Raw genomic sequence first — 26,088 nt, 5'->3', positions numbered from 1 at the left:
ACAATTTTTAGAGGTAGCCTGTAATTATTTTTTTGGCTCATCCGGCGCCGCCCCCGGCCCTGCCGGAAAGGAGCCACTCAATATCCTTTCTCCAGCTATCAGGACCTTCGCTATCTCACAAATCGTCTTCTGCTGACGTCGCGCGGAGACTCGCAACAGGTTGAGAGCCTCCTCTTCGCTTATCCCCTTTTGCTTGACCAGTATCCATTTGCCCTGTTCGATGACCTTCCGCTCTTCGAGCCTGGCCTTCAGCTCCTCTACCTCAGCCATGAGGACCTTACAGCTCAGACAATCAGTAAGCGCTGGTTTTAACGTCGGTGTATCTCTTTTTTTGGCTCTGGATACCATTTTGACACCCTGTCTTTTTAATATGGCGCTTTTGGCTCCGTCCCGTATCATATGTGGCCTCAGTTGCTCTTATAAAAGAGCCGGGAAAGTGGGCGGGGCCACTTTCCCGGCAGGTAAGCTTACTTCTCGTGACAGGTTCTGCAAACGCCGGAACCTGCGTTTCCGCCGACCCTTCTCAAGAACATTCCGTCAGACATCATCTCTTGCTCCATAGGGTCTGTGGAATATGTAGCGTCGATCTCGGTCCACGACTTGTTGCTGAAGTGCGGGTCGTGGCAGCTGGTGCACTCTACTTTGTTATCCCTCAAGAGGTCAGCGATGGACGCTGTCGAGGAGACGAACCCGTTTACAGCCCAACGGTTCTGGGTAAGGTTGTTGCTATCGTAGGACGAGGCGCTCGAGGCGAGGTCAGCGCTTACGCTGATGCCAGCGATGGTAAGCGAGGTCTGCCTGAGAGAGGCCTTCGTGCCGCCGTAGTAGGTCACGCCGATCGGGTGGTCGTTCGAGAGGTCCGCGTCCATGCCGATCGCCAACCTGCTGTCATCCATCATCTCCAACGTGTCATCTTCAATCATGCCGTCTTCGAAGAAGTACCAGCCAGCATCGCTGGAGGAGCCGATACCCGCGGAGCCAAGACCGGCCTTGCCAGGCTTGTTGGCTATGTTATCGAGAGTGGTAGTACCGTCATGGCAGCTGAGGCATGCAAGCGAGCCCGCGCCAGGCGCGCCAGGTGTGGTGCCGGCGATGGTGCTGGTATAGGCGGTAAAAGCGGTGACAGACGCGCCCCTGTTCCATAACGGTCCGGCCCCGGTGCTGCTGGTATGGTGAGGCGTGTGACAGAATACGCATATCTCGGTCGTGCCGTTTGATGTAAGATGCGCGCCGAATGCGCCGAGATTGTGCCTTGACTGGGCGATGCCGGTGGCGGCAGAACCTGCGGTGTAGTTGGATACAGTCGTAGCGGACGCCGTGCCTGCCGCTATGAAACCGATTGAAGCTGTCGCGATTGCGAGTGTGAGGAATCTCTTCATTGCTCTTCCCCTTTCAAAATTCCATGTCATTATGGGGAGGCTGTAATTGAGCACCACGTGCCCTGAATAAGCCAACCTCCGACAGTTTGATGTCGCTAAAGCGTCGTGGCATGTTTTCAGGATAGTAAGCCCTGCGTGAGCTTTACTTCCCGCCGATTTTGCTTTTTTTTTCATGGCTTCGAGGCCATGATAGGTTGGCGTCTTCGCCGGGTAGAGCTGCAAGGCCTGTCAAGGCTTGCATCCGGATGATTGAGCCCCTTCATGAGCTCTCATCCGGCTACGAACTTCATGGCTGCGGGGCCATGATAGATGGGTTTGACTTCAAAAGCGGCGCAAGCTCATCTTGGCTTGCTTCAGGACCTGATAGAAAATATCCAGGCCCAGATATTCTACGTAACGTAAAACATGTAAGTCTAAAAAAAGCCTTGTCAGACCACATCGTAATGGTGATACAAGGCATCAAGGCTTGTCTGGACCGAAAGTCATCAGGGACTTTCATTCCAGCTATTTTAAAGTTACACTTATTATATTTTTAATTCTACAGAGTGTCAAGAGAAAAATTAAGACTTGTTAATCTTTATACTTTATATTGAAAAATACACGATTTGCCTCACTCTTTTCGAATAATATTGTCTTTTTCCATCTCTTTCATAACGATCTTAACGTTACGTGTTTGTGGCTGGTGAAAAAAAACCATGCCCTCTACCTGGCAGCCTGAAGCTTTGCCAACACTATGACCCTGTGACACTCCGCCTCTTCCCTGCAGGTGCAAAGAAGTGTCACGTTTTTTCTTCCCGCCTCTTTGTTCATCACGCCAAGCTCATCAAGGAGCGCCCCTTTATCATATTCTGTCCACTCTGCTTCGTACCTTTTTTTAAACTCGCCCCAGCTTATCTTTCCGGCCTTCCACTCCTTTATCAGAGCCGGGGACGGCCCCAGCTCCTTCAGCCAACGGTCGGCCTTCTCCTTTTTAACGCCCCTCTCGGCCAATACCTCGTCACAAGCACCCGTAGGCCGTCGGAGTCCTCTTTCTGTTCGTATACGCACTTGGTCTTGAGCATGATATGAGTCTATACCATCGTTCCCAATTTCTAAAGGGGGAAGCTCAAGGTGATAATGCGGCCTGGCGAATAAAAAAAGGCCTTTCTTTCGAAGGCCTTTTAGGAGGTTGCTGAAAAACTCAAAATCACGTTCAGGCTGTTAGATAAACCTGCGGGTCTTTCGACCTACTTATTACCTTGATGTGACCTTGATACTGAGGGCGCCGATCCCCATGAAGAGCATGACGGATGCGAGTATGACGACACCAAGGGGCATCGCCATCGACGCGGATGGAAGCACCCCGAAGGCGGCGAGGTAAAGCGCGCCCGAATGAAGGAGCGCCCCGGCTATCATAAGGATGGAGACCGTCTTTGAGACCCAACCCATGAAGGGAAGGCGGTAGATGAGATACCCGGCTACTATATTAAGCGCCGAGTCTATATTCGCCTGGATGAAGGCGGTAGACAGGTTTTTAGCGACGACCCCTTCCGGGAGGAAGAGGCCGAGGCCCATGGCAAGAAACAGATATATGACCCCGAACATCATGTTATGCTTGCCGGCCATAGGCGCACCGTACCTGCTGTGGAGTTCTATCTGCATTACGATAAAAGTGTAGCACCCTTCCCCTGGCTGTCAAGGAAGGGCGTCATCCAAGGCTGTATCTTTTGCCGTTCATGTAAAGCGCCTGGACTGCGCCAGCAGGCGCGGCGCGAACGCCATTGGAAACCGGCGCGTATCTGATGGAATAAGTCTCAAGACCTGCATCCGGGAGGCCCACGAAAGACCGGCAAGGCGGCATGGCTGCCCACCTTCTGGCCATCACCAGCGTTTTGCCGTTGGCTTCACCGGTGAAGACAAAAATAGCTGCTGGAGAGGCATCCATCTGTTCACCATTGTTTTGGCAATCACGGATGCGAAACCAGAAGCGTTAGTCAACCTGGAAAGACTTTTTTTCGGCGTGTAGTCAGACGCGGCGTATTAAGGTGCGGACATTCGCGGTGCGAGGGCCCTCGCAGGCCCTTTGAGATGCGAGGTGAAAAGGAGCCCGATTAAAGGGGCGTAAGCCCGGATGACTGGTTTATCCTGGAGCTAAAGTACTCTATCGACCTTAAAAGGCCGTCCTCAAGCCCGATGAGGGGCCTCCAGCCGAGCGAGTCCTTCGCGATAGTGATATCGGGCCTCCTCTGCACGGGGTCGTCCTGCGGCAAGGGCTTGTGCACTATCTTTGAGCTGCTGGAGGTGAGCTTTTTGACCATGTTCGCGAGCTCAAGCACCGTGAATTCCCCGGGGTTGCCGAGGTTCACCGGTCCTACGAGGTCGTCGTTGTTCATCATCTTCATGATCCCTTCGACCATGTCGTCAACGTAGCAGAAGGAGCGGGTCTGCGAGCCTTCGCCGTAGACGGTGATATCCTCGCCCCTCAGAGCCTGTACGATAAAGTTGCTCACGACCCTGCCGTCGTCCTCGAGCATCCTTGGGCCGTAGGTATTGAATATCCTGACGACCCTTATGTCCACGCCGTTTTGCCTGTGATAGGCGAACATGAGGGACTCGGCGCACCTCTTGCCCTCGTCATAGCAGGCCCTGGGGCCGATCGGGTTGGCGTGCCCCCAGTAGCTCTCGACCTGCGGGTGCACCTTCGGGTCGCCGTATACCTCTGACGTGGACGCCTGGAGTATCCTTGCCCTCACCCTCTTGGCAAGGCCCAGCATGTTGAGGGCGCCCATTATATTGGTCTTTATGGTCTTGACAGGGTTGTACTGGTAATGGACAGGAGAGGCCGGGCAGGCGAGGTTGTATATCTGGTCGACCTCGAGGAGCACCGGCTCTATGACGTCATGCCTTATTATCTCGAAGCCGGGGTCCTCCAGCAGGTGGGCTATGTTCTCTTTCCTGCCTGTGAAAAAGTTATCGAGGCAGATGACCTCGTTGCCGTCTTTGAGGAGCCTTTCACACAGATGAGAGCCGATAAAACCGGCGCCTCCGGTCACAAGTATCCTTTTCAAGGATTCCCTCCTGCTGATTCGAATTACAATGAGGCCCGCCATTGCCTCTTAACCCACTGAGAGGCCCCTGGGAGATTTCAGGGCTTTCCGTAAAAGCCGGCTATGCTTAGCACAACGTGCTTCTGCTGGGTTGAGGTGAGCTCAGGGTATATGGGCAGAGCCAGAACTTCCCTTGCCGCGGCCTCGGAGACCGGAAAGTCCCCCTTCTTGTACCCGAGCCCCTTGAAGCACTTCTGCATATGGAGCGGGAGCGGATAATAGACCTCCGAGCCCACCCCAAGACCCGTCAGGTGGCCCCTCAACGCGTCCCTCTTCTCGACCCTTATGACGTACTGGTTGTATACCGAGCGATTTCCGTCCTGTATGCGCGGTATGCTCAGCACCCCGCCTATATTCGCCCGTTTGAAAAGGCTGTCGTACCTTCCGGCGTTCTTTTCCCTTCCGGCTGCCCATGCGTCAAGGTACTTCAATTTTACACGAAGAATCGCGGCCTGCAACTCGTCAAGCCTGCTGTTGAGCCCGACCTCGTCATGATAATACCTTACGCGGCTGCCATGGACCCTCAGCATCTTGAGCCTTTCCGCGAGCTTAGGGCTATTGGTCGTGACCATGCCGCCGTCGCCGAAGCAGCCAAGGTTCTTGGTGGGATAGAACGAGAGGCAGCCCAGGTCGCCTATGGAGCCTGCCCTTCTGCCCTTGTACTTCGCCCCTATGGATTGGGCCGCGTCCTCTATTACAGGCACCCTGTGCCTCCGGGCGGCCTTCATTATGGGGTCCATGTCCGCGCACTGACCGTACAAATGGACCGGGATTATGGCCTTTACCCCTTTGCCCTTCTTCCTGAGGAGATTTTCGAGCTTGACCGGGTCGATATTATAAGTCTCCGGGTCGATGTCCACGAAGAGCGGGACCGCACCGAGCCTCGCAATCGACCCCGCGGTAGCGAAGAAGGTAAAGGGCGTTGTAACGACCTTATCTCCCGCCTTGACCCCGGCGGCCATAAGGGCGAGCAGTATAGCGTCAGTGCCAGAGGCCACCCCTACAGCGAACTTCGCTCCGCAGTAGGCGGCTATCTCTCCTTCAAGGCCGGAGACGTTCTTTCCAAGGACGTAGTGCTGCGAATCGCAGACGGTCTTGACCTCTTTCAATACCTCTTTCCTGATCTTCCGGTACTGGGAGGCAAGGTCTAATAGCTGAACTTTCACGAAAAGAGCTCCTGATAAAGGATTACAATTCCATAGACTTCAAACCCGGCATCGACGCTTTAAGCGCCTTGACTACCGGTCTTCTTCCTGACCTTGTCTATAATGCCATTTACGAACGCGCCGGATTCCTCGGTTCCGTATCTCTTCGCGAGCTCTACGGCCTCGTCTATTACGACCTTATACGGGACGTCCTTGGAATAGAGCAGCTCGTAGACGGCTATCCTTAATATGTTCCGGTCGACGATAGCCATGCGCTCGATGGTCCAGTTCTCGGAATGGGCCTCGATGGTCCTGTTTATCTCATCGAGCCTCGATGTGACGCCCGCGACCAGCTCGTCGCAATATCTCCTGGCCTCGGTCCCTGGCGCCAGAGGGCCTCCGTCAAGCCCTTCCACGGACGGGGCGCCTTCCGACATATCGATCTTGTAGAGTATCTGGAGGGCGGTCTCCCTCGCCTTGCGTCTCAAGCTCATCAGGTGGGCCGTTATCTCTTCTTTCCGAGGGTCTTAAGGAGGCTGGCCATCTCGATGGCCGTAAGGGCTGCGTCCCTGCCCTTGTTGCCGGACTTGGTGCCTGCCCGCTCTATAGCCTGCTCGAGGTTGTCGGCGGTGACGATGCCGAAGGAGACGGGGGTATCAAAATCGAGGGCCACCCTGGCGATGCCCTTGGCGGCTTCGCCGGCCACGTAGTCGAAGTGCGGGGTAGCCCCCCTTATTACGCAGCCGAGGCAGAGGATCGCGTCGTAGCGCCTGCTCGACGCGAGGCTTTTGGCGACAACAGGTATCTCAAAAGAGCCAGGGACCTTTACGACGTCGATGTCGCCGTCTGAGGCCCCGCTACGCAGGAGCGTGTCTACCGCGCCGTCAAGCAGCCTTTCGCTTATGAAGTCGTTGAACCTTCCCAGGACTATGGCTACCTTGAGCCCTTTGGCGCTAAGATCGCCCTCTATTATCCTCGGCATAGACCCTCCTTCAGGGGTTTTCTACAGGACAGCCAATATACACCGGAGCATGCCCCGGTATCAATTCCTATTTTTTCTTGTCAACGGGACCGGCCTCGAATGAGTCGAGGTTGGTTATCAGGTGGCCCATCTTGTCTTTTTTGACCTTGAGGTACTTGACGTTCCTGCTGTGCGGGGTGCTCTCGATGGGGACCCTCGCGACTATCTCGAGGCCGTAGCCCTCAAGCCCCTTTATCTTCTTGGGGTTATTGGTCATTATCCGCATCTTTTTTACCCCAAGGTCCAGGAGTATCTGCGCGCCTATGCCGTACTCCCTCAGGTCCGCCTTGAAGCCGAGCTCCTCGTTTGCCTCTACCGTATCAAGCCCCTTGTCCTGAAGGGCGTATGCCTTTATTTTATTGACCAGGCCTATCCCCCTGCCCTCCTGGTGCATGTAAACGAGTATGCCCTTGCCTTCCTTCTCTATCATCTTCATCGCGCCCTTCAACTGCTCTCCGCAGTCGCACCGTTCGCTCCCGAGGACATCCCCGGTAAGGCACTCGGAATGGACCCTTACCAGTATCGGCTCCTCGGGGTCTATCTCGCCCTTGACGAGGGCCAGGTGCTCGTGAGAGTCGACGTCATTGGTATAGGCCACTGCCCTGAACTCGCCACCGTACCTTGACGGGAGGGCCGCCTCGGCGGCCCTCCTTACAAGCCTGTCCTTCTTGAGCCTGTATTCGATTATATCGGCTATGGTGACTATCGTGAGGCCGTGCTCCTTGGCGAAGGACTCCAGGTCCTTCATCCGTGCCATGGAGCCGTCATCGTTCATTATCTCGCAGATTATCCCGGCCGGCTTGAGGCCGGCGAGCCTCGATAGGTCTACAGAGCCTTCGGTCTGGCCTGTGCGCACGAGCACCCCGCCTGTGCGGGCCCTTAAGGGGAATATATGGCCGGGCCTTACAAGGTCTTCCGGCCTGGCGCTATCGTCAACGCAGGTGAGGATGGTCTTTGCCCTGTCAGAGGCCGAGATGCCCGTGGTAACACCCTCTTTCGCGTCAACGGAGATGGTGAAGGCTGTCCTGAAAAGCGAGGTGTTGTCATCGACCATGTTGGGGAGGTTGAGCTCGTCGGCCCTGCCCTCTGTAAGGGTTACGCATATAAGGCCCCTGCCGTACTTGGCCATGAAGTTTATCGCCTCTGGCGTGGCCTTTTCAGCCGCCATGCAGAGGTCTCCCTCGTTCTCCCTGTCTTCGTCGTCGACAAGGATGACGATCTTGCCTTCCCTGATGAGACTTAACGCCTCTTCGATCCTCTTTATGGACATCTGCTATCCCTTCCTTATGAAACCGTGCTCCGAGAGGAAGTCCTCGGATATGCGGCCCTCTTCCTTTTTAAAGAACTTCTCCACGTACTTGCCTATGAGGTCTGTTTCGACGTTGACCCTTGACCCGGCTTTTTTTGAAAGCAATCCGGTGTTGTTCAAGGTATGCGGGATCACCGCTATCTTTACGCTATCGTGGCCTGCCTCCGCCACGGTAAGGCTTATGCCGTCGATAGTGATCGAGCCCTTCCTGACTATCTGAGCCATGAGCCCCGCAGGCACGGAGACTTGAAGCTCCATGTTATCGCCTGCCGATACCATCTTCTTTATTACCCCTACCCCGTCGATATGCCCTGTGACGAGGTGCCCTCCGAGCGGCTTTGAAAGCGTTAAAGCCAGCTCTATATTGACCCTGCTGCCAGCGGCAAGCTCACCAAGGGTGGTGACCTTTAGTGTTTCGCCGCTCACATCGGCGGTGAAGGAGCTTCCGTTTATGGCTGTAGCGGTGAGGCAGGCGCCATCCACGGAGATGGAATCCCCCACCTTGACGTTGGCGAGCACGATGGATGTTTCAACTGTTATTTTACCAAAAGTCCCTTTTTTTTCAATATGTTTAACCGTCCCTACGCCCTCTACAATGCCGGTGAACATGGCCCTTTACCCCTTCCTTTTCGCGGGATATCCAACGATAGCGAGGCAGCTCCCTACGGTAGTTGCCTTCACCCTTTCAAGCCTGGGCGCGTTAACAAGGCCTTTTACCTTCAACCCGGCTATCATCGGCAGTCCGTCCCCGCCTATGAGCATCGGGCCGTAAAAGAAGACGTATTTATCCACCAGGCCAGCGCTTATGAAAGAGGCCGCAAGCTCGCTTCCGCCTTCAACGAGCACGCTCGTTATCTCCCTTTTGCCCAGCTCTCTCATAACTGTTCCAAGCGACAGGCCGCTACCGGTAGCCTGGACAAGTATGACCTCCGCGCCAAGCCCCTCGGCCTTTCTTACCCTTGAGGCCTTTACTTCTTTAGAGGCGAAAATAAGTAAGCGAGCCTTCCCTTCCTTTACGCCGTTAAAGACCTTTGCCACCGGCGCCGTCTCAAGGAGGCTGTCGAGCACGACCCTTACGGGGCTACTCCCGCGGACAAGCCTGACCGTAAGCTCAGGGTCGTCGTTCTTGACGGTATTCCTGCCGACCATTACGGCGTCATTGAGGGAGCGCAGCCTGTGGACGCTCTTTCTCGCCTCGACGCCGGTTATCCATTTAGAGCTTCCGCTTGAGGTAGCTATCCTTCCGTCGAGGGACGAGGCGAGCTTCAATGTAACGAACGGGGTCCTGCGGCGGATGTAAGTATTATAAGGCTCGTTCAGGGCCGCGCACTCATCACGAAGGATACCGGCTATGACTTCTATACCGGCTCTCCTCAAGGCCCTTATCCCCTTTCCGCTAACACGGGGGTTTGGGTCTGAAGCGCCGACCACGACCCTTTTGACCCCGGAACGGATCAACGCCTCTGTGCATGGGGGCGTCCTCCCGAAATGGCAGCATGGCTCAAGCGTAACGTAGACCGTCGCGCCCTTCAACCTGCCTGCCCCGGCAAGGGCCTCTATTTCGGCGTGCGGACCCCCGGCCTTCCTGTGATAGCCGGTTGAGGCGATCTGACCGTTCTTGACGATTACCGCGCCTACGGCGGGGTTTGGGCTGGTCCTCCCGAGCCCTTTTATGGCGAGCCTCAGGGCCGCGCGCATGAACTCTTCATGCGGCATACTTATGTCCTTTTCTTGACTTCCAGGAGGTCCTTGAGCTCGCTCATGAACTCGTTTATATCCCTGAACTCCCTGTAGACCGAGGCGAAGCGCACGTAAGCTACCTCGTCAAGGCCCTTGAGCTCTTCCATGACCGCCTCGCCTATGACAGAGCTGGGGATCTCCCTTTCGCCTGAATCGATGAACCTGGTCTCAAGCCTGGCGACCGACCTCTCTATCTCCTCAAGGCCCACGGGCCTTTTCTCGCAGGCCCTGATCATGCCGTTCAATATCTTCGTCCTGTCGAAGGTCTCACGCCTGCCGTCCTTTTTAACGACGAGCGGGAGCGCCTCCTCGACCCTCTCGTAGGTGGTGAATCGCTTGGCGCAGCTCAAGCATTCCCTCCGCCTCCGGGTAGTGCTGCCGTCCTGAGACAGCCTTGAATCTATGACCTTGTCCTCAAGGTAACCGCAAAATGGGCATTTCATAAGTGGAAATAATAACAGAAGAAAACATTGGAAGACAAGGGGTAAATGGGGGGAGGCTGAAACAAGCTCAGGCAGGTCAAAAAAAAGCCCCCGCGGGGACGGGGGCTTTAAGTTACGGGAGAATCAGATCAAAGTTACTTGGTGCCGAGGACCGCGTCCTTGCAGGCCTTCGCGACCCTGAACTTCACGACCTTCTTGGCGGGGATCTTTATCGCCGCGCCGGTCTGGGGGTTCCTGCCTGTACGGGCCTTCCTCTTCACAAGCACAAGCTTCCCGATGCCAGGTATGGTGAACGTGTTCTTGGCCTCTTTGTATGAGAGCTGCGCAAGGTGGTTTATGATCTCACCTGCGAGCTTCTTGGTCACACCGGTCTTGTTGGCGATTGAATCAGCGATCTGTGACTTGGTTAACGGCTTTCCCATCTGAACCTCCCTCTTTTGTTTTGGAATATTTTTTTAAAAAAAACTCCGCGCAGCGTGCTGCAGCGGGGCAAATCTCATGCGGGTTAAGTTATTCATACATTTTTTTCAAACCCATTGCAAGCGAAAAAAATAAAAAATGTAACCATAGCGAAACTTGACGTTTGGCCCGCATGGAGCGAGGAATCGGGGCCTCGATTGTTTTTTAATTTTAGATTGACACGCAATTATGAGAGTGTTAATAATATATATCTCACGTCCGTGGGGCACCACATTCAGGGGCAGTAGCTCAGTTGGGAGAGCGCAAGGCTGGCAGTCTTGAGGTCAGGGGTTCGATCCCCCTCTGCTCCACCAGTAAACACAAGGGGTTTGGCGATTTGCCAAGCCCCTTTTTCGTTGGACTGTGCTAAATTTGTGCTAATCCTATCCATCGCCTCTAAGCCTCGCCTCAAACTCGCGGTACAATGGTGCGCGTACCGCTGTGTCATTTTGATATCCTAATGTCCAGAAGCTTCGCTCTCTTGCAGATGAACATACTATTGCTGTACTTATCCTCAATTGACGATCTATTGACCTTTACGTAATTCATGACAGATATTCATTACAGCAACCGCCATTCCCGCAATACCCAGAGGGCACAAGGGCAGAGATACACGCAATTCAAAATCCCTTTAGCTCAAGTCCACCTCGACGTGGTGCTCCCGGCGGTCGTCCATAAGGGGGATCATGCCTTGCGGTCGCCCTGTCCCATCTACGCAAGCTCCATTTACCACGGCACCGTCCACCGTAACGCGGATCACATGCTCCGACTGTTCACCGACGCGCTTGACTGTGATGTGGTAGAAGGTCTCGCGATAGCGGTAGTGGATTTTGTACGATGCCCAATGAGCCGGGATACACGGTGCAATGCGCAGATGGTCCACTTCCAGTTGCAGGCCCAGTAGCGTTTCCACGGTCAGCCGGTACATCCAGCCCGCCGCCCCGGTGTACCAGGTCCAGCCGCCCCGGCTTGTGTGTGGCGGCGCACCGTAAATATCCGCGCACATGACGTACGGCTCGACCGTGTAGCGTTCGATCTCCTCCGGCCGACTACCGTGATTGATGGGATTGAGCATGGCGTACAATTCCCATGCTCGTTCCCTGTCACCCATCATGGCAAACGCCATCGTGGTCCAAATCGCGGCATGGGTATATTGGCCACCGTTCTCTCGGACGCCGGGCACGTAACCCTTGATATAACCGGGCTCAAGGTCTGATTTATCAAAGGGCGGGGCGAACAGTTGGATTAACTGCATATCGCGTCGCACCAGGCGTTTATCCACCGCCGCCATCGCCTGGCGGGCTCGCATGGCATCGCCGCCGCCCGAAATGACCGCCCAACTCTGGCTGATCGAATCAATTTGGCATTCGTCATTTTCTGACGAGCCCAAGGGTGTGCCATCATCGAAATAAGCCCGCCGATACCAGCTGCCGTCCCAGGCACTAGCCTCAATGTTGCTGCGCAGCAACGAAGCCTGCCTGGTGCAAACTTCGGCAAAGGCCTCGTCGTTTCGGGCGCGGGCCAGTCCTGTAAACAGCTGAAGGTTCTCGTACAGGAACCAAGCCAGCCAAACGCTCTCGCCCTTGCCATCACGACCGACGAGATTCATGCCATCGTTCCAGTCGCCGCAGCCCATCAGCGGTAATTGATGCCCGCCAAACCGTAAACCATGCTTGATTGAACGCACACAATGTTCATAAAGGCTTGCCACTTCATGCGAACGTTGCGGCTGGTCGTAGTAAGCCTCCTCTCCCGGATTCAACTCGCGGCCCTCCAGGAAATGTACTGACTCATCGAGCACTCCAGTATCGCCGGTCGCCAGCACATAACGACAGGTTGCATACGGTAACCACAGATAATCATCGGAGAAATGTGTGCGCACGCCTTGTCCATTGGGCGGATGCCACCAGTGTTGCACGTCACCCTGAAGGAACTGGCGCTCGGCGCAACGGATCAACTGCTCGCGGGCGAGCCATGGTGCCGCATGGATAAGCGCCATGGTGTCCTGCAATTGATCACGGAAACCGTAGGCACCGCCGGACTGATAATACCCACTGCGGCCCCAGAGCCTGCAGGACAGTGTCTGGTAGACCAACCAGCCGTTGGTCAACACGTCCAACGCCGGGTCCGGCGTCTCCACGTGCACCGCGCCCAGGGTTCGGTTCCAGTGTCCCCACACCGCTTCCAATGCTTCCCGTGCGCCAACCGACCCGCCGAATCGCTGGATGAGATGCTGCGCTTCGTCGGTGCTGCGGGCCGCACCGAATACAAACACTATTTCGCGCTCTTGCCCGTCGGCCAGTTCGATCTGAGTCTGTATCGCGGCGCACGGATCAAGGCCCGCACCTTTCCTGCCCGACAAACCCTTGCGGCGCATAGCCGCCGGGCTGGACAGCGAGCCGTTGCGGCCAATGAACTCTGTACGGTTTCCGGTCACCGTACGCTCTACCTCGCTGACCTGCAGAAAGAAGACCCGATTGGCGCATTCGCGGCCATAAGCATTGCGGGCAAACAGCGCCCCGCTGTGCAAATCAGTTTCGGTAACAATGTTCATCAGATTGGAGTGCCGCCACTCACCGAGCACCAGTTCCCAATACCCGGTCAGCGACAATCGACGCGGGCGCCGCGAATGGTTTCGCAGCTTTACCACAGCGAACTTTACAGGTGCGTCCATTGCGACGTAGGTAAACAGTTCCGAGGAGATGCCAGCTTCGTAATGCTCGAACACGCTGTACCCAAACCCGTGCCGGCACACATACCCGGACCGGCCGCGGGCGGGCAGCGGGGTTGGCGACCAGAACGCACCCGTTTCCTCGTCACGGATGTATAGCGCCTCGCCGCTGCTGTCGCTAAGCGGGTCATTGTGCCAGGTGGTCAGCCTGAACTCGTGAGCGTTTTCCACCCAGGTATACGCGCTCCCGCTCTCACTGACTACCGTGCCAATGTACGGGCTGGCGATGACATTGACCCACGGCGCAGGCGTGCTCTGACCAGGATCGAGGGTGATGACGTATTCGCGTCCATCGGGCGTGAATCCCCCCAGTCCGTTGTAGAAAATGCGTTCGCGCGCCGAGAGCGGATTTGCCGGTTCGGCTGCCGGTTGCTGCAATGGCTCCAGACGGCCCGGCACACGCTCTGCCGGAACCCGGCGTTCCACCTGCTCGGCCAATGTCTCGACGGTATCGTTGAACACAATGCGAGCTACAGTCTGGAACAGGACCCGGTCCTCCTCGGAAAGCTCTTCGGCGCGGCGCACGAAGACCCCACCCGGTTTGTCGAAAATTTGCGCTTCGGGACCCGAGTTGATCAACCCCATTATCTGGTCTTGCAGGACCGCCCGGTACCCCGAAAAATCCTCGTTCACGATCACCAAATCCGCCGTCAAGCCCTTCATCCGCCAATAGGCATGGGCTTGCAGCACCTGTTTTAGCAACTCGATGCGGCTCAGGTCGCCGATTCGTATCAGGATGATCGGCAGATCGCCCGAGACGCCAAAACGCCAAAGCCCGGACTGACCAAGCTGGTTGCGGGCAATAACGCTGGGCGCGGCGCGGCGCAAGGCATTACCGTAAATGACGGAGGCGGCCAGGCGGCCGTAGACCTGTGCATCGACTTCGGTCGCGTTGAGGTGGCGCAGCACCTCCTGACTTTGGAACCATGCCATTTCAAAGGCACGCTCAACGAAGTGCCGGTCACAATACTTATCAAGTAAAGCCAATGCCGCCTCGCGCGTTTCCGCGACACCGGAGATGATCTGCACGGTCGCTGACTCGTCAGCTGACAAGATGATGGAACACCGGATCGCCACGATTGGATCGAGCACCGAACCATCAGTGTTCGACAACGTCAACGGGCTGCCAGGGCTATCCAGTACCACCGGGTTGACCGCCGTACGACCCCGCCCGATGAATTTGGCGCGGTCAGTCTCGTAAGACGGCTCGTCGGCAATCGCGCCAGGCGCTGCCAACAGGTGAAACATCCACGGGACCTGCTCCCCCGGTGTGCGTGGGCGCCTCGTGCAGAGGATCGCCTGCCGGTCGGAAAGGATTTCGGTTTGCACAAAAAGGTTGCTGAAAGTGCGATGGGCCAGGTCGGCATTCAACGGCGCAAACACGACCTCCGCGTAACTCGTCACCTCGATTTGACGGGTACGGGATGCCAGGTTGGTGAGCGTGACACGGCGGATCTCGACATCGTCTTCAGGTGAAACGCCGATCTCGGTATGCGCTTCGATCGACTGATCGCGCCGCCGGTATTCAGCGCGCGCCTGCACGAAAATCGCCTCATAGTGATCGGCCTTGCGCAGTGTCGGTTGATACGCGGTTGACCAATAACGCCCCGTGTCGCGGTCGCGCAAGTAAATAAACGTGCCCCAGCAATCGGAAGTGGCGTCCTCTCGCCAACGGGTGACGGCTAAGTCTCGCCAGCGGCTGTAACCCCCTCCAGCATTGGTCGCCATGACATGGTACCTGCCGTTGGACAAGAGGTGAACTTCAGGTGTCGGCGTGTTCGGGTCGGTAAATACGCGCATGATCGCGCCTGCCTCAGCAACCGGGAGGCGGGCGGTGGCATTCACTTCAGCAGCGTGCGGGTGCAGCGTAGCACCCTTTTTCGGCACACGCTCTTGCAGCAGCAATTCCGTCGCCCGCACAAGGGGGGCAGACATGAACCGGCGCTGCATAGGCCTGTTTAGCAACGCATGCTCAAAGGCTAACAGACTCATGCCTTGATGATGCGCCATGAATGTACGCACGATGGCGTGATTCTTACCCAGCGGCACACGCGATGGCGTGTAATCGACCGCCTCGTAGAACCCATAAACGCCGAGGAAACCTTTGGCGGCCAGCGCCTGCAAATTGCGACACGCTTCCCGCGGCATCACCGTCAGCGCCAGTGCGCTGGCGTAAGGAGCGACAACCAGGTCGTCTCCCAGCCCGCGCTTGAAGCCCAGCCCGGGCACACCGAACGCCCGATATTGATAGACGTGGTGCATGTCGGTGGCGTTATAGCAGGACTCGGAAATACCCCAGGGCACAGCGCGCTGTCGGCCGTATTCGATCTGGCGCGACACCGCGGCCTTACAGGTCTGCTCCAACAAGGTGTTCACGAAACTCGGCATTATCAGCTGCGGCATCAGGTACTCGAACATTGAGCCGCTCCACGAAATCAAGCTCATTTCGCCGCCATGAGACGTCAGCTGGCGGCCGAGTGCGAACCAATGTTTCTGCGGTACCTGTCCCTGCGCGATGAGCAGGAAACTGGCCAGGCGCGCTTCTGATGCCAGCAAGTCGTAGCAGGACGGATCGCGGCGCCGTTCACCCACGTCGTAACCTATGGTCAGCAAGCCGCGTGATGTATCGTAGAGAAATTCAAAATCCATAACCGCCAGTTCGCGGCAGCGGTCCACCAGGTCGTCGATAATTCTGAGCCGTTCCACCGCGCCAGTATATGAAGACACAGCCGCTGCGGCTGCCCCGGCTGACGACAGAGCCTCAGTGCCAACCTCTCTAAGTCCGGCCAATTCCGCCAGTGTCGGGATGTTCCCGAAGCGGCGAGGTCCGGGCACGAGGAATCCAATATCATCCCGAAGTGCGCGGGCTTGCCGGTCGAATGCCTGCCCCCAGTAATACAGTTCGCCATCGATATCAATATCCGCTGGCAGCAATGCAACCAACCCCCCGCCGGCACGATGAATCTCATCCAGCAAGGTATCGGCGGCGGCAAGCGTCTGTGGCGGCCCTTTCAGCGTGAGCGAGTGAAATGTGTCCTGCAGAAACTCGATCTTCTTTGCAAAATCCCGGGCTGGCGACGAAGGCATGTGTTGAACAAGCACCTGCAAGGTGTCCTGTAGCCCCTGAAACGCGCACGAAGACAGCACAGGCTGATCTTTCAACTCGGCCAGTCCCGCCTGCAATGTCAGCAAGCTGCCGGCCAGGTTGCCGCTGTCCACCGAAGAGACGTACCGCGGATGGAGCGGCCTCAGCGTGCGCGTGTCGTACCAGTTGTAAAAATGGCCGCGGTAGCGTTCCAGCTTTTCCATCGTAGCCAGCGTGTTCCCGGTAAGCCGCAGGAATTCTCCCGCGGAAATGTAACCAAAATCGTACGCAGCCAGGTTCGCCAGAAGCGACATCCCTATGTTCGTGGGCGATGTGCGCGAGGCGCTGGCCGGAGCCGGATATTCCTGGAAATTATCTGGCGGGAGCCAGTTGTCCTGCGGACCGACGAAATCAGCGAAAAAGCGCCACGTCCGCCGGGCCGACGCCCGCAGAAATGCCCGCTGGTCACCAGTCAACCCCGGCGCTTTGGACACAAGCGGCATGCTGATCCACCAGCCGACGGCTGGCGACACCAGCCAGAGGAACAAGACGGGCGCAAAGAAGAGCAGCTCCGACGACCGGCTGACCACCAATGAGAAGGCCAGCGCCGCCGCCAGGGCAGGCGCGGCCCACATCTCCATGAAAAAATCGGCCAGCGTACGGCGCGCGTTGCGGCTTGCATATGATCGCATATGCCAGAGCAACAAACCGCGTCGAGTGAACAGCATCCGCACACCCGAGCGCAGGATCGCATCCAGACAAATCAACATGTCGTATGGCAAAAAGACCAATGTCAGCAAGGCGAGCACTATTGAACGGCCAGAGGATTTGCCTGTCAGGGTCAGGTGCGCCAGCCAATAGCGATCTTCAGGCTTACGCATGAGATCGATCGCGGCTCCCAGCAAGGCTGGCAGGAACACCACGCCAGCGGCCAGCAGGGTCCAGAACCACGGGGAACCCGGACCAAACAGCCAACCGCCTGCCAGCAAGCCAAACAGCGATGGCGGCACGAGGCTGCGTCGAAGGTTATCGAAAATTTTCCAGAGCGACAAGGCTGTAAGCGGGTTCGGTTGACGCTTCGTTTTCGGTCCATTTGACCCATGCGGTCCGGGCACGCGCGGGAGCAGCCAGCCGGCAAGCTGCCAGTCGCCGCGTATCCAGCGGTGCCGCCGGCTGGCCTCTATGGCGTAACCGGCCGGATGATCTTCAATAAGGTCGACATCGGACACCAGCGCCGAACGGGCATACCCGCTTTCCAGCAAGTCGTGACTGAGAATGAGATTCTCCGGAAAGCGTCCATCGACGACTTGACGGAATGCGTCCACGTCGTAGATGCCCTTGCCGATGAAAGACCCCTCTCCAAAAATATCCTGGTAGACATCCGATACCTCGCGCGTATAGGGATCGATGCCTGATTCACCGGCGAACAGTTTCGAAAACCGTGACTGGCCTGCGCTTGTCAGGCTGATCGAAGCGCGCGGTTGCAGGATCGCGTAACCTTCGACAATGCGTCTCTTGCCGGCATCGTAGACCGGCCGATTGAGAGGATGAGCGATGTTTCCAATAAGCGTGCGTGCAGCGTCGCGGGGCAGCTGGGTGTCGGAATCCAGGGTAATGACGTACTTGACCGAGGAGAGGATGGACAAATCGCCCACAATATCCGAGAATGCAGCCTGCTCCCCGCCCCGCAGCAGGGCATTGAACTGCTCCAGCTTGCCGCGCTTGCGCTCATATCCCATCCACACCCGTTCGTATGGATTCCATACCCGAGGCCGGTGAAACAGATAGAAGATACACGGGCGGTCCTCGCGGTAGGTCTCGTTGAGCGCCTGAACGGCTGCGCGCGCGTGGGCGAGCAACGCGTCATCGTCTGGCAGAGTGCGTTCTGGTGCGTCGCGGAAATCCGTCAGCAAGGCAAAGAACAGGTTAGGATCGCGATTACCGAGATAGCGTATCTCCATGGCTTCGATAAGATCATCAACATCTTGCGGCCTGCTCAGCAAGGTGGGGACAACCACCATGGTGCGGTAAACGGATGGAATGCCCTGCGAAAAATCCAATCGTGGTAGCGCGCGAGGCGGCAAGACGAGCGTGGACAACAGATTCACGAGCGGGACGGCCAGCGCCGATGCGCCGATTATGCCGGTGATCGCGAAAAACCAGTACCGCCAATCACCCGGCTCGAACCCGCCGAAAGGGAAAAGCACGACCGATGTCGCCAGTGCGGTGAGCAAGATGATGGGGCCGAGGTAAAGGAACAGGCAGAAATGCCGGCTCGCTCGGCTGACCAGCAATTTCCAAGACAAACTGCATCCGACCGCACGCTCCAGTACTTGCCGTCCGTGATCGACAAGATAGTATCCGACATGCGCGGTGCGGTCCTTGGCACCCAATCGCTCTGCAGCAGTCTGCGCGAGAATAATGGCCTCGCGGGCCACAGCCAACTCACTGCGCGAACTGCCCCTCGCCACGTCTTCGATGACATGCCGGTACCGGTCGCGGGTGACAAAATCCTGGCTGGCGTGCATCCCTGTCGGGTCTTCGCGCAATGTCAGCTCGACGACACTGAGCGACTCTACGTAATTCCTCCAATCCATAGTGTCGATAAAACGCAGACTACCAATACTATTTGCGATGGAGATCTGGTTGGCAGCTGCCGTTCGTCCGGCTGCCTCCGACAACTGCGTTGCGGTCGACCCTTGTTCGAGCAGTTTTTGCTCGACCCAGGTTTGAACGAAGGCCATAGCAGGCCCCTGTGCCTGGAGTCTTGCGTAAAATTCCTCCACAAACGGCGCGGTCAGAGGCACATCTGCATTGGCAAAGTCGGCTAGCAACTGGATAAGCTTTTTCGGCTCTTTTTCGGCCGTCGCGAGCATGCGGTCTGCCCATGTGATGGCCACATCGCGCTCCTCGCGCCGGCGGGCGATACGCAACGCAACGCGTCGAAGGTTTTCCAGCAGCGCCAACTGCAGCATGATCGGGAATGCCCACAATTCGCCCAACTTTAACGGTTCAGCGGTCTGGTACGCGGTGACGAATTGGGTGGCGTTGTCGCTGTCGACACGACCGTCCATGTGAGAGATCAACTCCAACGCCAAATCATAGATGCGGGGGAAACCGGCTGACAGGCCATTAGTTAATTGCGGCAACTGCCGGCTGTACCCGCGCGGCAGATGCCGACGTGCCAGACCGATCTGCTGCTCGATGAGATAGAAATTATCGAGCAACCAGGCCTCCGCCGGCACGATCCGTTGTCCCGGCGTGGCTGCGGCTGTCACGACGTCATATGCCGCCAGCAGAACGCGCGCATTGTCCGCCAGCCGTGGCAGCAACTTGTCCAGCCCAGGACGCGAATCGATTCTATGCTGACCGGCCAGCGTTACTGCGTGACGCTTCAATTGCTCGAGGCTGAACAACTCCGAACGCAGCAACTCAGTATCCCGGTCGTTAAGCAGCGCATTCCGGGTGCGAGCCGAAAATCCCAGCTCTTTGATGACCATGACATTCTCCTCGCTCGAACTCGGGTAATGAGTCGACGCCGAACAAGTAACTTGCCCCCCGGTTAGTGTTCCACTTGGATAGTTAGGTCGAAGGCCCTTGGTAATTTGCTGGCCGAAGTTGAACCAGGCGGTTGGCAAGGAGTATTAAAACACTGGCTATTTCTTCACATAACATACCATATTCATGCATTTATTACGGAATATAATGAAAATTCCTAGAAGTTAGCTGACCGCTCTAATAAAAATGGACGCTAAAATGCGTTGCTGGCTACTGTCTGACCGGCAGACTTCAAGGCAACCGCAGACCTCGATTATACGCATGGGCTTTAGTGTAGATATTTATCGCAGGTAACGGCGTATGAATAATAAGCCTTGACCTCTTTGAGATTATGTGAGATTATATGATAAATGAAGTTCCGGAAGTCCTTGTTGGTTGTAGCCGCAAAGACCTTCTCTTTGCGGTTTTTTTATGACTTGCCCTCCGAAAGCTTCAAATACTCAAAAAGGAGGTATATCATCATGGCGAACGGAACTGTTAAGTGGTTCAATGAGTCCAAGGGCTTCGGATTCATCAGCAAAGAAGACGGCGGAGACGTGTTTGTGCACTATGCTGACATTCAGGACCAGGGATTCAAGTCCCTTGCCGAAGGTCAGGCGGTGAGTTTTGATGTAGCCGACGGACCCAAGGGTCCCAAGGCGACAAATGTAGTAAAGCTCTAAGCTCGAAGAGAGGCAGGCCCGATTCTTCGGGTCTGCCTCTCTATCACAATAAAAACCTCAGGCGTAAAGTCATTCGCTTTTAATATCAATCCAACCCTGCCTTCAAAGTAAAATATCGTATTTATTCCGATCCCCCGGTCATAAGCTGCTGTGTTTGTGTCCTCCGGTATCAACACACTTCACGGAAAATTTTTCATCACTATTTTAAAGGTTCCTTCATCCACGTTACGGTATCCCATCTTATTCTGAAGTTGATATCATATTCGTGATGATATTCAACCTATAGCTGCAAGCGGATTAACCTGCGCAAGGAATCACGCGACCGGTTATGAAGCTATAATCGAGGGGAAGGCTGACGCACTGTTGTAGACAGGGAGGGAATAGCGGGACTCAAGGGAAACAGAGGGAATCAAGGGACAAGAATTAACCCCCTTGATTTTCAAGTCAAAACGGGAAAGTCAGACCGGAATCAAGGGGTTATGGTTTTTTGCCGTTTCATACTGGCAGTCTTGAGGTCAGGGGTTAGATCCCCCTCTGCTCCACCAGGAAAATCAAAGAGGTTACGGCGAATGCTGTAACCTCTTTTCATTTGACTGTGCTAAAATTGTGCTAATCCTCTCCATCGCCTCTACGCCTCGCCTCAAACTTTCAGTACAATGATGAGAATACCGCTGTGTCGCCTTCATGTCTTTGTGCCCCAGCAGCTTGGAGATGATATAAAGGTCAACTCCAATCTTAGCAAGCCTCGTAGCGAACGTGTGTCTCAGGTCGTGAAACGTGAAGTCATCAAGCCCGGCTCGCCCTACTGCCTTCTCTAAAGCCCCTCATCAGGTTTCTCCTCCCGATTTTCCTGCCGGCCTCATTATGGAACACATACCGAACGCCACCGTTCGCAGCTTCGCGCGAGCACAAAAACTGCCCGGTCAGGTTGACCGAAAGCACAAGGTTCCAGTCCTCAACGCTCATCTTATGCACAGGGGAGTCTTTTTGCACTCCGGCGTTATTGACCAGTATGTCGATGCTGCCATAGGCGTCGTACATGCGAGCGAACATCTTTTTAACTTCATCTTCCCTGGCTACATCGGCCTTTACCGCGAAAGCCTCTCCACCCTTTTTCTTTATCTCCTCAACGACCTCTTCCGCCTTATCGTCGCCACGGAGGTAGTTTACAGCAACCTTCGCGCCTGCCTCTGCAGTGAAAGCGCTATCGCCCTTCCAATCCCTGAACTCGCACCGGTTACGAGCGCGCGCTGTCCTGCCAGTATGTTTTCCTGTATCTCAAGCTTACGTACCACGATCACTCCTCTTAATCAGACCCTGCCCTTTGCCTTGAATTTTTTATAAAGTATCGGCAAAAGGGAGACGGATATCACGAGGACGACACCTATTATGAACTCCTTTGATATCCTGCCCTTGAAGATATCCAAGATGGAGCTTGAAAATATCACGTAAGCAGCCGCCCCAGGGGCCATGAATATGAATGTGGCTATCAGATAATGGCTGAACCTGACCTTTGTGAGTCCGAAGGCGTAGTTCAGGAAATTGTAGGGGAAGACCGGAATGAGCCTTGTAAACGCCACTATCTTCCAGCCCTGTTTCTGGACTTTCTCATCAAGCTCCTTAAGCCTGCCTCCTCTTACGAAACCCTCCACCCAGGCTCTACCCATGTACCTCGCTATCAGAAAGGCGATGGAAGCGCCGATGGTCGCGCCGATGAGGACGTATATCGTGCCCCATAAAGGGCCAAAGAGTATGCCGCCTATGACAGTAAGCGGAAGCCCCGGCATCATGAAGCTCGGAGCTATGGCGTAGATGAGCATGTAGACAAGAGGCCCCCAGAGCCCAAAGCCGTCTATCCAGCTCCTCATCTTATCCTGGTCGAGATAATCGGAGAGGCCATACCACCTGGCCAGAAAAAAAGCGGAGATGATGAAAGCTATTAGAAATATGAATTTCAGATTTTTGCGGTTCATCTGATCCCTTCGCGCCTTAAGAGCCCCGGCGTATCAGCCATTTCGCCAGCTTCGGGAACCATCCGGTAAAGAGTTTTTCCCTGTAATACTGGTCGGCTGCCCGCTTTACCCCCTGCGAATCGGTCGGGTAGACGTGTATTGCCCTGGAGATCTTCGTTACAGGCAGGTTTTCCCGCATGGCGAGCACATATTCGTGGATCAGCTCCCCGGCGTGAGGGCCTAGGATGTGCGCACCGAGGATACGGGCCTTATTGTCGCAAACAAGCTTTATGAGGCCGTGCCCCTCGCCTTCAATGACGGCCCTGTCCACGTCCTTGAATTGGAAGCGGTAGACATGTACGTCCTTTGAGCCGTGCTTCTCCCTTGCCTCGTCTTCGGTAAGCCCCGCCCTCGCAAGCTCCGGGTCCGTAAATGTTGTCCACGGCACCACGCGGTAGTCCACCTTCCTTTTTATGAAAGGGAAGAGGGCGTTGGATAACGCAATGCCCGCATGATATTCAGCGACGTGGGTGAAGGCGTACTGCCCTATGACGTCCCCGCAGGCGTATATATGCTTGCGGCTCGTCCTCAGGGTATCGTCCGCCTTGATGCCTTTTCTCCCGTCGTACTCAACGCCCGCGACCTCAAGGTTGAGGCCCTCCACATTGGGCGCGCGGCCTATGGCGATCATGACCTCATCGGCTTCATATACCTTGTCCCCTGTCGGGCAGTGGGCGCTTAACGTCTTAACCTCTCCGTTTCGCCTGACCTCCTTTACCTCCGTGCATACGTCTATCCTTATCCCCTCGGCGGAAAGTATCTTGAAGAGCGTATCCGAGATCTCCTTGTCCTCCCTGGGCAGTATCTGTCCCATCTTCTCTATTACGGTTACCTTCGAACCGAGGCGGCTGAATACCTGCGCGAACTCCATCCCTATGGGGCCTGCGCCAAGTATGGCTATCGAGCCGGGCAAGCGGTCGAGCTCAAGGGCTGTCTCGTTGGTGAGGGCCCCGGACTCTTTTAAGCCGGGTATTGGAAGCATCACAGGCCTTGAGCCCGTGGCGATGATGAACCTGCGCCCCCAGAGCCTCTCTCCCTTTATCTCGAATTCATTGGGGCCTTTGAAGCTCCCATCCCCGAATATGACATCGACACCCATCTTGCGGAAGCGTTCCGGGTCGTCGTTCTTTCCTATCTCGGCCCTCACCTCCCTCATGCCTCGCATGACGTTGCCGAAGTTGACCTTTAACGGCTCTCCAACAAGACCGAACTCGCCTGCCCTTCTCATGAGGAAAGCTACCTTTGCCGAATGGACCAGGCGCTTCGTTGGGACGCACCCTGTCCTAAGACAGTCCCCTCCGAGCGATTCCCTCTCCACGAGCGCCACTCGCGCCCCGAGCTGTGCAGCCCCGCTCGCCGAGACCAGCCCCGCGACCCCTCCGCCTATTATGACAAGGTCATATCTTTTCATGGCAACACCTCAACCCCTCCGCCGCGAAGGGCGCTTAAAGGTGATCCTGATTAAAGCAGCCAGGGATTCCGTCAAGCCACAGTGCCGGTGCAGCTTGAGCCAGCGCCAGCCGTACAGCCGTAGCAATGCGCCCCGACAACTATCATTCTTCTATTAAGTCTATCACTATCAAAATCCTTAAGATGCCAGGGGGCGCCGTGGTCGCACCTCAAGGAGAGCATCTGGTTGAAATCGCAGTCATAAAGTGAGCCGTCCCAACCGACTGAAAGCGTATGCCTGCACATGGCATTTGCCGCGGCTGAAGGGTTGTACGCGTCCCGCAGCCGTCCCATGTATTTTTCAAGATCGCCGGAGTCCTCCAAAAATCTTACAAACCTGCCGATGGGCATATTCGTTATCGTAAAAAGACTGGTGAAGGTCACTCCGTATCGTTTTTTCAGTTCCCTCCTGAAATCCGCCTCTATCGCATGTTGGGCGGGCGGGAAGAAGGCCCCTCCCGGGTTATAGACGAGATTAAGCGCAAGTCCTCCATCAAAGCCGTAACCGAGGGAGTTGAGTTTCCTTAGCGCGTCTATCGACTTGTAGAAGGTCCCTTTACCGCGCTGTCTCTCGACGGTGTCGGGGAGATAGCATGGCAGGGAGGCGATTACCTCCACCCTGTTTTCTGCCAGGAACGCCGAAAGGTCTTCGTAGCCTTCTTCGAGCAATATAGTCAGGTTCGTGCGGGTCTTGACATGACATCCCAGACCGACACAGCTTTTCACAAACCACCGGTAAAGGGGGTTCATCTCAGGCGCGCCGCCGGTTATATCCACGGTGGGATATTTTTCCCTTTTCAAGACTTCAAGGCAGAGCTCCATCGTCTGCCTTGACATCACCTCGGTCCTCTCAGGGCCCGCGTCCACATGGCAATGGCGGCATGACTGGTTGCAGAGCTTGCCCATATTTACCTGCAATACCGAGATGCCAGAGGATGTAAGCGGGAACTGGCCCGTTGCCTTGAGTGAGTCATCAAATCCTTTATTGAGTAACACGTCTTCCGACGCACTTGCGGCTTTCATTGCTTCAACAGTCATATTTTCCTTCCTGTCATCCTAACAGCATTTTCCCGGGGTGCATCCCGCCGTATTTTCAAGGCTATCCTTCGGGCCTATTATCGTAAAATGACCGCCATACGGCCGCCTCCTGATTTTTTCAACCGTATCGGTGCAGACCTCGACAGGCTCCCCCGCCGGGTACTCGTGCCCGTCGTCATCCAAAACAGATTTATAAGGCCCATTGTAGACGGCGAAGTGGCCGGCGTATACGCACTCCTTCCCTTTCCTGAACTTGTAACCCCTGAGAGTTATCGAATAGAACCTTATGCCTTCGATCTCCCTGTAGAGAGTCTTTGACAGGATCTGCAGCCCGTAAAACCCAGCGCCCCTGGCAGCCTTTACGAACTCATCCTCCTTCATCGCGCCGGAGATGCATTCGCCCCAGAGTTTCTTGTCGGCCGTCATGTACTCTGGCACCTCTTTGTCCGATACTATGTCAGATATGCAGAACCGGCCGTTGTGTTTGAGGACCCGGCAGATCTCTTCCAGGACCTTACCCTTGTCATGCGAGAGGTTTATGACGCAATTCGAGGTTACGACGTCTGCCTTCTCATCTTCAACCGGTATTTCCTCCAGGTAACCTTTTTTGAACTCGACGATATCGTAGCCGAGGTTAAGGGCGACCTTTGAAGAGGCCTCCTTTGCCTTAAGGAGCATCTCTTCCGTCATGTCGACCCCGTAGACCCTCCCTTTCCTTCCCACAAACTTCGCGGCTATAAAGCAGTCTATGCCGCCGCCGGAGCCGAGGTCCACAAGACTCTCGCCTTCTCTTATATCTGCGAGCGTAACAGGGCTTCCGCACCCGTAGGAAATATCAAGGACATCCTTTGGTATGTGGGATACATCATCTTTACTGTAGCTTGCGGCACAGCAAAGAGACTCAGACGGCTTGATAGCGGCGGCTGAGTAAAACTCGTTGACCGAATCCCTTATGCCCTTTCGCATGACTT

21 protein-coding genes and 1 tRNA gene are annotated in these 26,088 nt (G+C 55.8%); 2 read left to right on the top strand and 20 right to left on the bottom strand.

The window, feature by feature from the left end:
* Positions 1–24: 24 nt before the first annotated feature.
* From A2V21_311255 to A2V21_311190, 14 genes are all read right to left on the bottom strand, one after another.
* Complete coding sequence (locus A2V21_311255) at positions 25–399, bottom strand: hypothetical protein (GenBank protein ID OIJ74789.1); 375 nt, start codon at positions 397–399, stop codon at positions 25–27.
* A gap of 68 nt (positions 400–467) precedes the next feature.
* Positions 468–1,379, bottom strand: a complete 912-nt coding sequence (locus tag A2V21_311250; protein OIJ74788.1) for a hypothetical protein — start codon at positions 1,377–1,379, stop codon at positions 468–470.
* Between the two features lie 702 nt (positions 1,380–2,081).
* Positions 2,082–2,369 carry a hypothetical protein gene (locus tag A2V21_311245; protein OIJ74787.1) on the bottom strand — a complete coding sequence of 96 codons (288 nt, stop codon included), beginning with the start codon at positions 2,367–2,369 and terminating at the stop codon, positions 2,082–2,084.
* A gap of 243 nt (positions 2,370–2,612) precedes the next feature.
* Positions 2,613–3,020, bottom strand: coding sequence for a hypothetical protein (locus A2V21_311240; protein OIJ74786.1), 408 nt, complete (start codon positions 3,018–3,020; stop codon positions 2,613–2,615).
* Between the two features lie 46 nt (positions 3,021–3,066).
* Positions 3,067–3,303, bottom strand: coding sequence for a hypothetical protein (locus tag A2V21_311235; GenBank protein OIJ74785.1), 237 nt, complete (start codon positions 3,301–3,303; stop codon positions 3,067–3,069).
* Between the two features lie 166 nt (positions 3,304–3,469).
* Positions 3,470–4,468, bottom strand: a complete 999-nt coding sequence (locus A2V21_311230) for an NAD-dependent dehydratase (GenBank protein OIJ74784.1) — start codon at positions 4,466–4,468, stop codon at positions 3,470–3,472.
* Positions 4,469–4,503: 35 nt separating this feature from the next.
* A complete protein-coding gene (locus A2V21_311225) occupies positions 4,504–5,631 on the bottom strand; it encodes a transcriptional regulator (protein OIJ74783.1) in 1,128 nt (375 codons plus the stop codon).
* Positions 5,632–5,690: 59 nt separating this feature from the next.
* Positions 5,691–6,104 (bottom strand): transcription antitermination factor NusB, encoded by a 414-nt coding sequence (locus A2V21_311220; protein OIJ74782.1) that lies wholly within the window; start codon positions 6,102–6,104, stop codon positions 5,691–5,693.
* Positions 6,105–6,115: 11 nt separating this feature from the next.
* Entirely contained in the window at positions 6,116–6,592 is a 477-nt protein-coding gene (locus A2V21_311215) for a 6,7-dimethyl-8-ribityllumazine synthase (protein OIJ74781.1), read from the bottom strand.
* Between the two features lie 67 nt (positions 6,593–6,659).
* Complete coding sequence (locus tag A2V21_311210; GenBank protein ID OIJ74780.1) at positions 6,660–7,901, bottom strand: bifunctional 3,4-dihydroxy-2-butanone 4-phosphate synthase/GTP cyclohydrolase II; 1,242 nt, start codon at positions 7,899–7,901, stop codon at positions 6,660–6,662.
* A 3-nt stretch (positions 7,902–7,904) separates the two neighbouring features.
* Complete coding sequence (locus A2V21_311205; protein ID OIJ74779.1) at positions 7,905–8,549, bottom strand: riboflavin synthase subunit alpha; 645 nt, start codon at positions 8,547–8,549, stop codon at positions 7,905–7,907.
* 6 nt (positions 8,550–8,555) lie between these two features.
* Positions 8,556–9,656: a riboflavin biosynthesis protein RibD gene (locus A2V21_311200; protein ID OIJ74778.1), complete on the bottom strand. Its 1,101-nt coding sequence runs from the start codon at positions 9,654–9,656 to the stop codon at positions 8,556–8,558.
* 2 nt (positions 9,657–9,658) lie between these two features.
* Positions 9,659–10,123, bottom strand: coding sequence for a transcriptional regulator NrdR (locus A2V21_311195; GenBank protein OIJ74777.1), 465 nt, complete (start codon positions 10,121–10,123; stop codon positions 9,659–9,661).
* A 134-nt stretch (positions 10,124–10,257) separates the two neighbouring features.
* Positions 10,258–10,545: a DNA-binding protein gene (locus A2V21_311190; GenBank protein OIJ74776.1), complete on the bottom strand. Its 288-nt coding sequence runs from the start codon at positions 10,543–10,545 to the stop codon at positions 10,258–10,260.
* A 275-nt stretch (positions 10,546–10,820) separates the two neighbouring features.
* Between A2V21_311190 and A2V21_311185 the strand changes: the two genes are divergently transcribed.
* A tRNA-Ala gene (locus tag A2V21_311185) sits at positions 10,821–10,896 on the top strand.
* 317 nt (positions 10,897–11,213) lie between these two features.
* Here A2V21_311185 and A2V21_311180 read toward each other — a convergent pair.
* Positions 11,214–19,829 carry a cyclic beta 1-2 glucan synthetase gene (locus A2V21_311180; protein ID OIJ75162.1) on the bottom strand — a complete coding sequence of 2,872 codons (8,616 nt, stop codon included), beginning with the start codon at positions 19,827–19,829 and terminating at the stop codon, positions 11,214–11,216.
* Positions 19,830–20,417: 588 nt separating this feature from the next.
* Between A2V21_311180 and A2V21_311175 the strand changes: the two genes are divergently transcribed.
* Positions 20,418–20,618: a cold-shock protein gene (locus A2V21_311175; GenBank protein OIJ75161.1), complete on the top strand. Its 201-nt coding sequence runs from the start codon at positions 20,418–20,420 to the stop codon at positions 20,616–20,618.
* A 786-nt stretch (positions 20,619–21,404) separates the two neighbouring features.
* Here the strand turns inward: A2V21_311175 and A2V21_311170 are convergent.
* The 5 genes from A2V21_311170 to A2V21_311150 form a co-directional block, all read right to left on the bottom strand.
* Complete coding sequence (locus A2V21_311170) at positions 21,405–21,671, bottom strand: hypothetical protein (protein OIJ74775.1); 267 nt, start codon at positions 21,669–21,671, stop codon at positions 21,405–21,407.
* Between the two features lie 257 nt (positions 21,672–21,928).
* The gene (locus A2V21_311165) at positions 21,929–22,591 is read right to left on the bottom strand and encodes a hypothetical protein (GenBank protein OIJ74774.1); all 663 of its coding nucleotides are present in this window, start codon (positions 22,589–22,591) and stop codon (positions 21,929–21,931) included.
* 16 nt (positions 22,592–22,607) lie between these two features.
* Positions 22,608–24,041, bottom strand: a complete 1,434-nt coding sequence (locus tag A2V21_311160) for a hypothetical protein (protein ID OIJ74773.1) — start codon at positions 24,039–24,041, stop codon at positions 22,608–22,610.
* A gap of 71 nt (positions 24,042–24,112) precedes the next feature.
* Entirely contained in the window at positions 24,113–25,117 is a 1,005-nt protein-coding gene (locus A2V21_311155) for a radical SAM protein (GenBank protein OIJ74772.1), read from the bottom strand.
* Between the two features lie 18 nt (positions 25,118–25,135).
* Entirely contained in the window at positions 25,136–26,083 is a 948-nt protein-coding gene (locus A2V21_311150; protein OIJ74771.1) for a hypothetical protein, read from the bottom strand.
* Between the last annotated feature and the right edge of the window lie 5 nt (positions 26,084–26,088).

It is taken from the genome of Deltaproteobacteria bacterium GWC2_55_46 (genome assembly GCA_001595385.3).
Lineage (GTDB): Bacteria > Desulfobacterota > GWC2-55-46 > GWC2-55-46 > GWC2-55-46 > UBA5799.
Note: the sequence above shows the minus strand (reverse complement) of the source record. Positions and strands in the feature narration are given on the sequence as shown.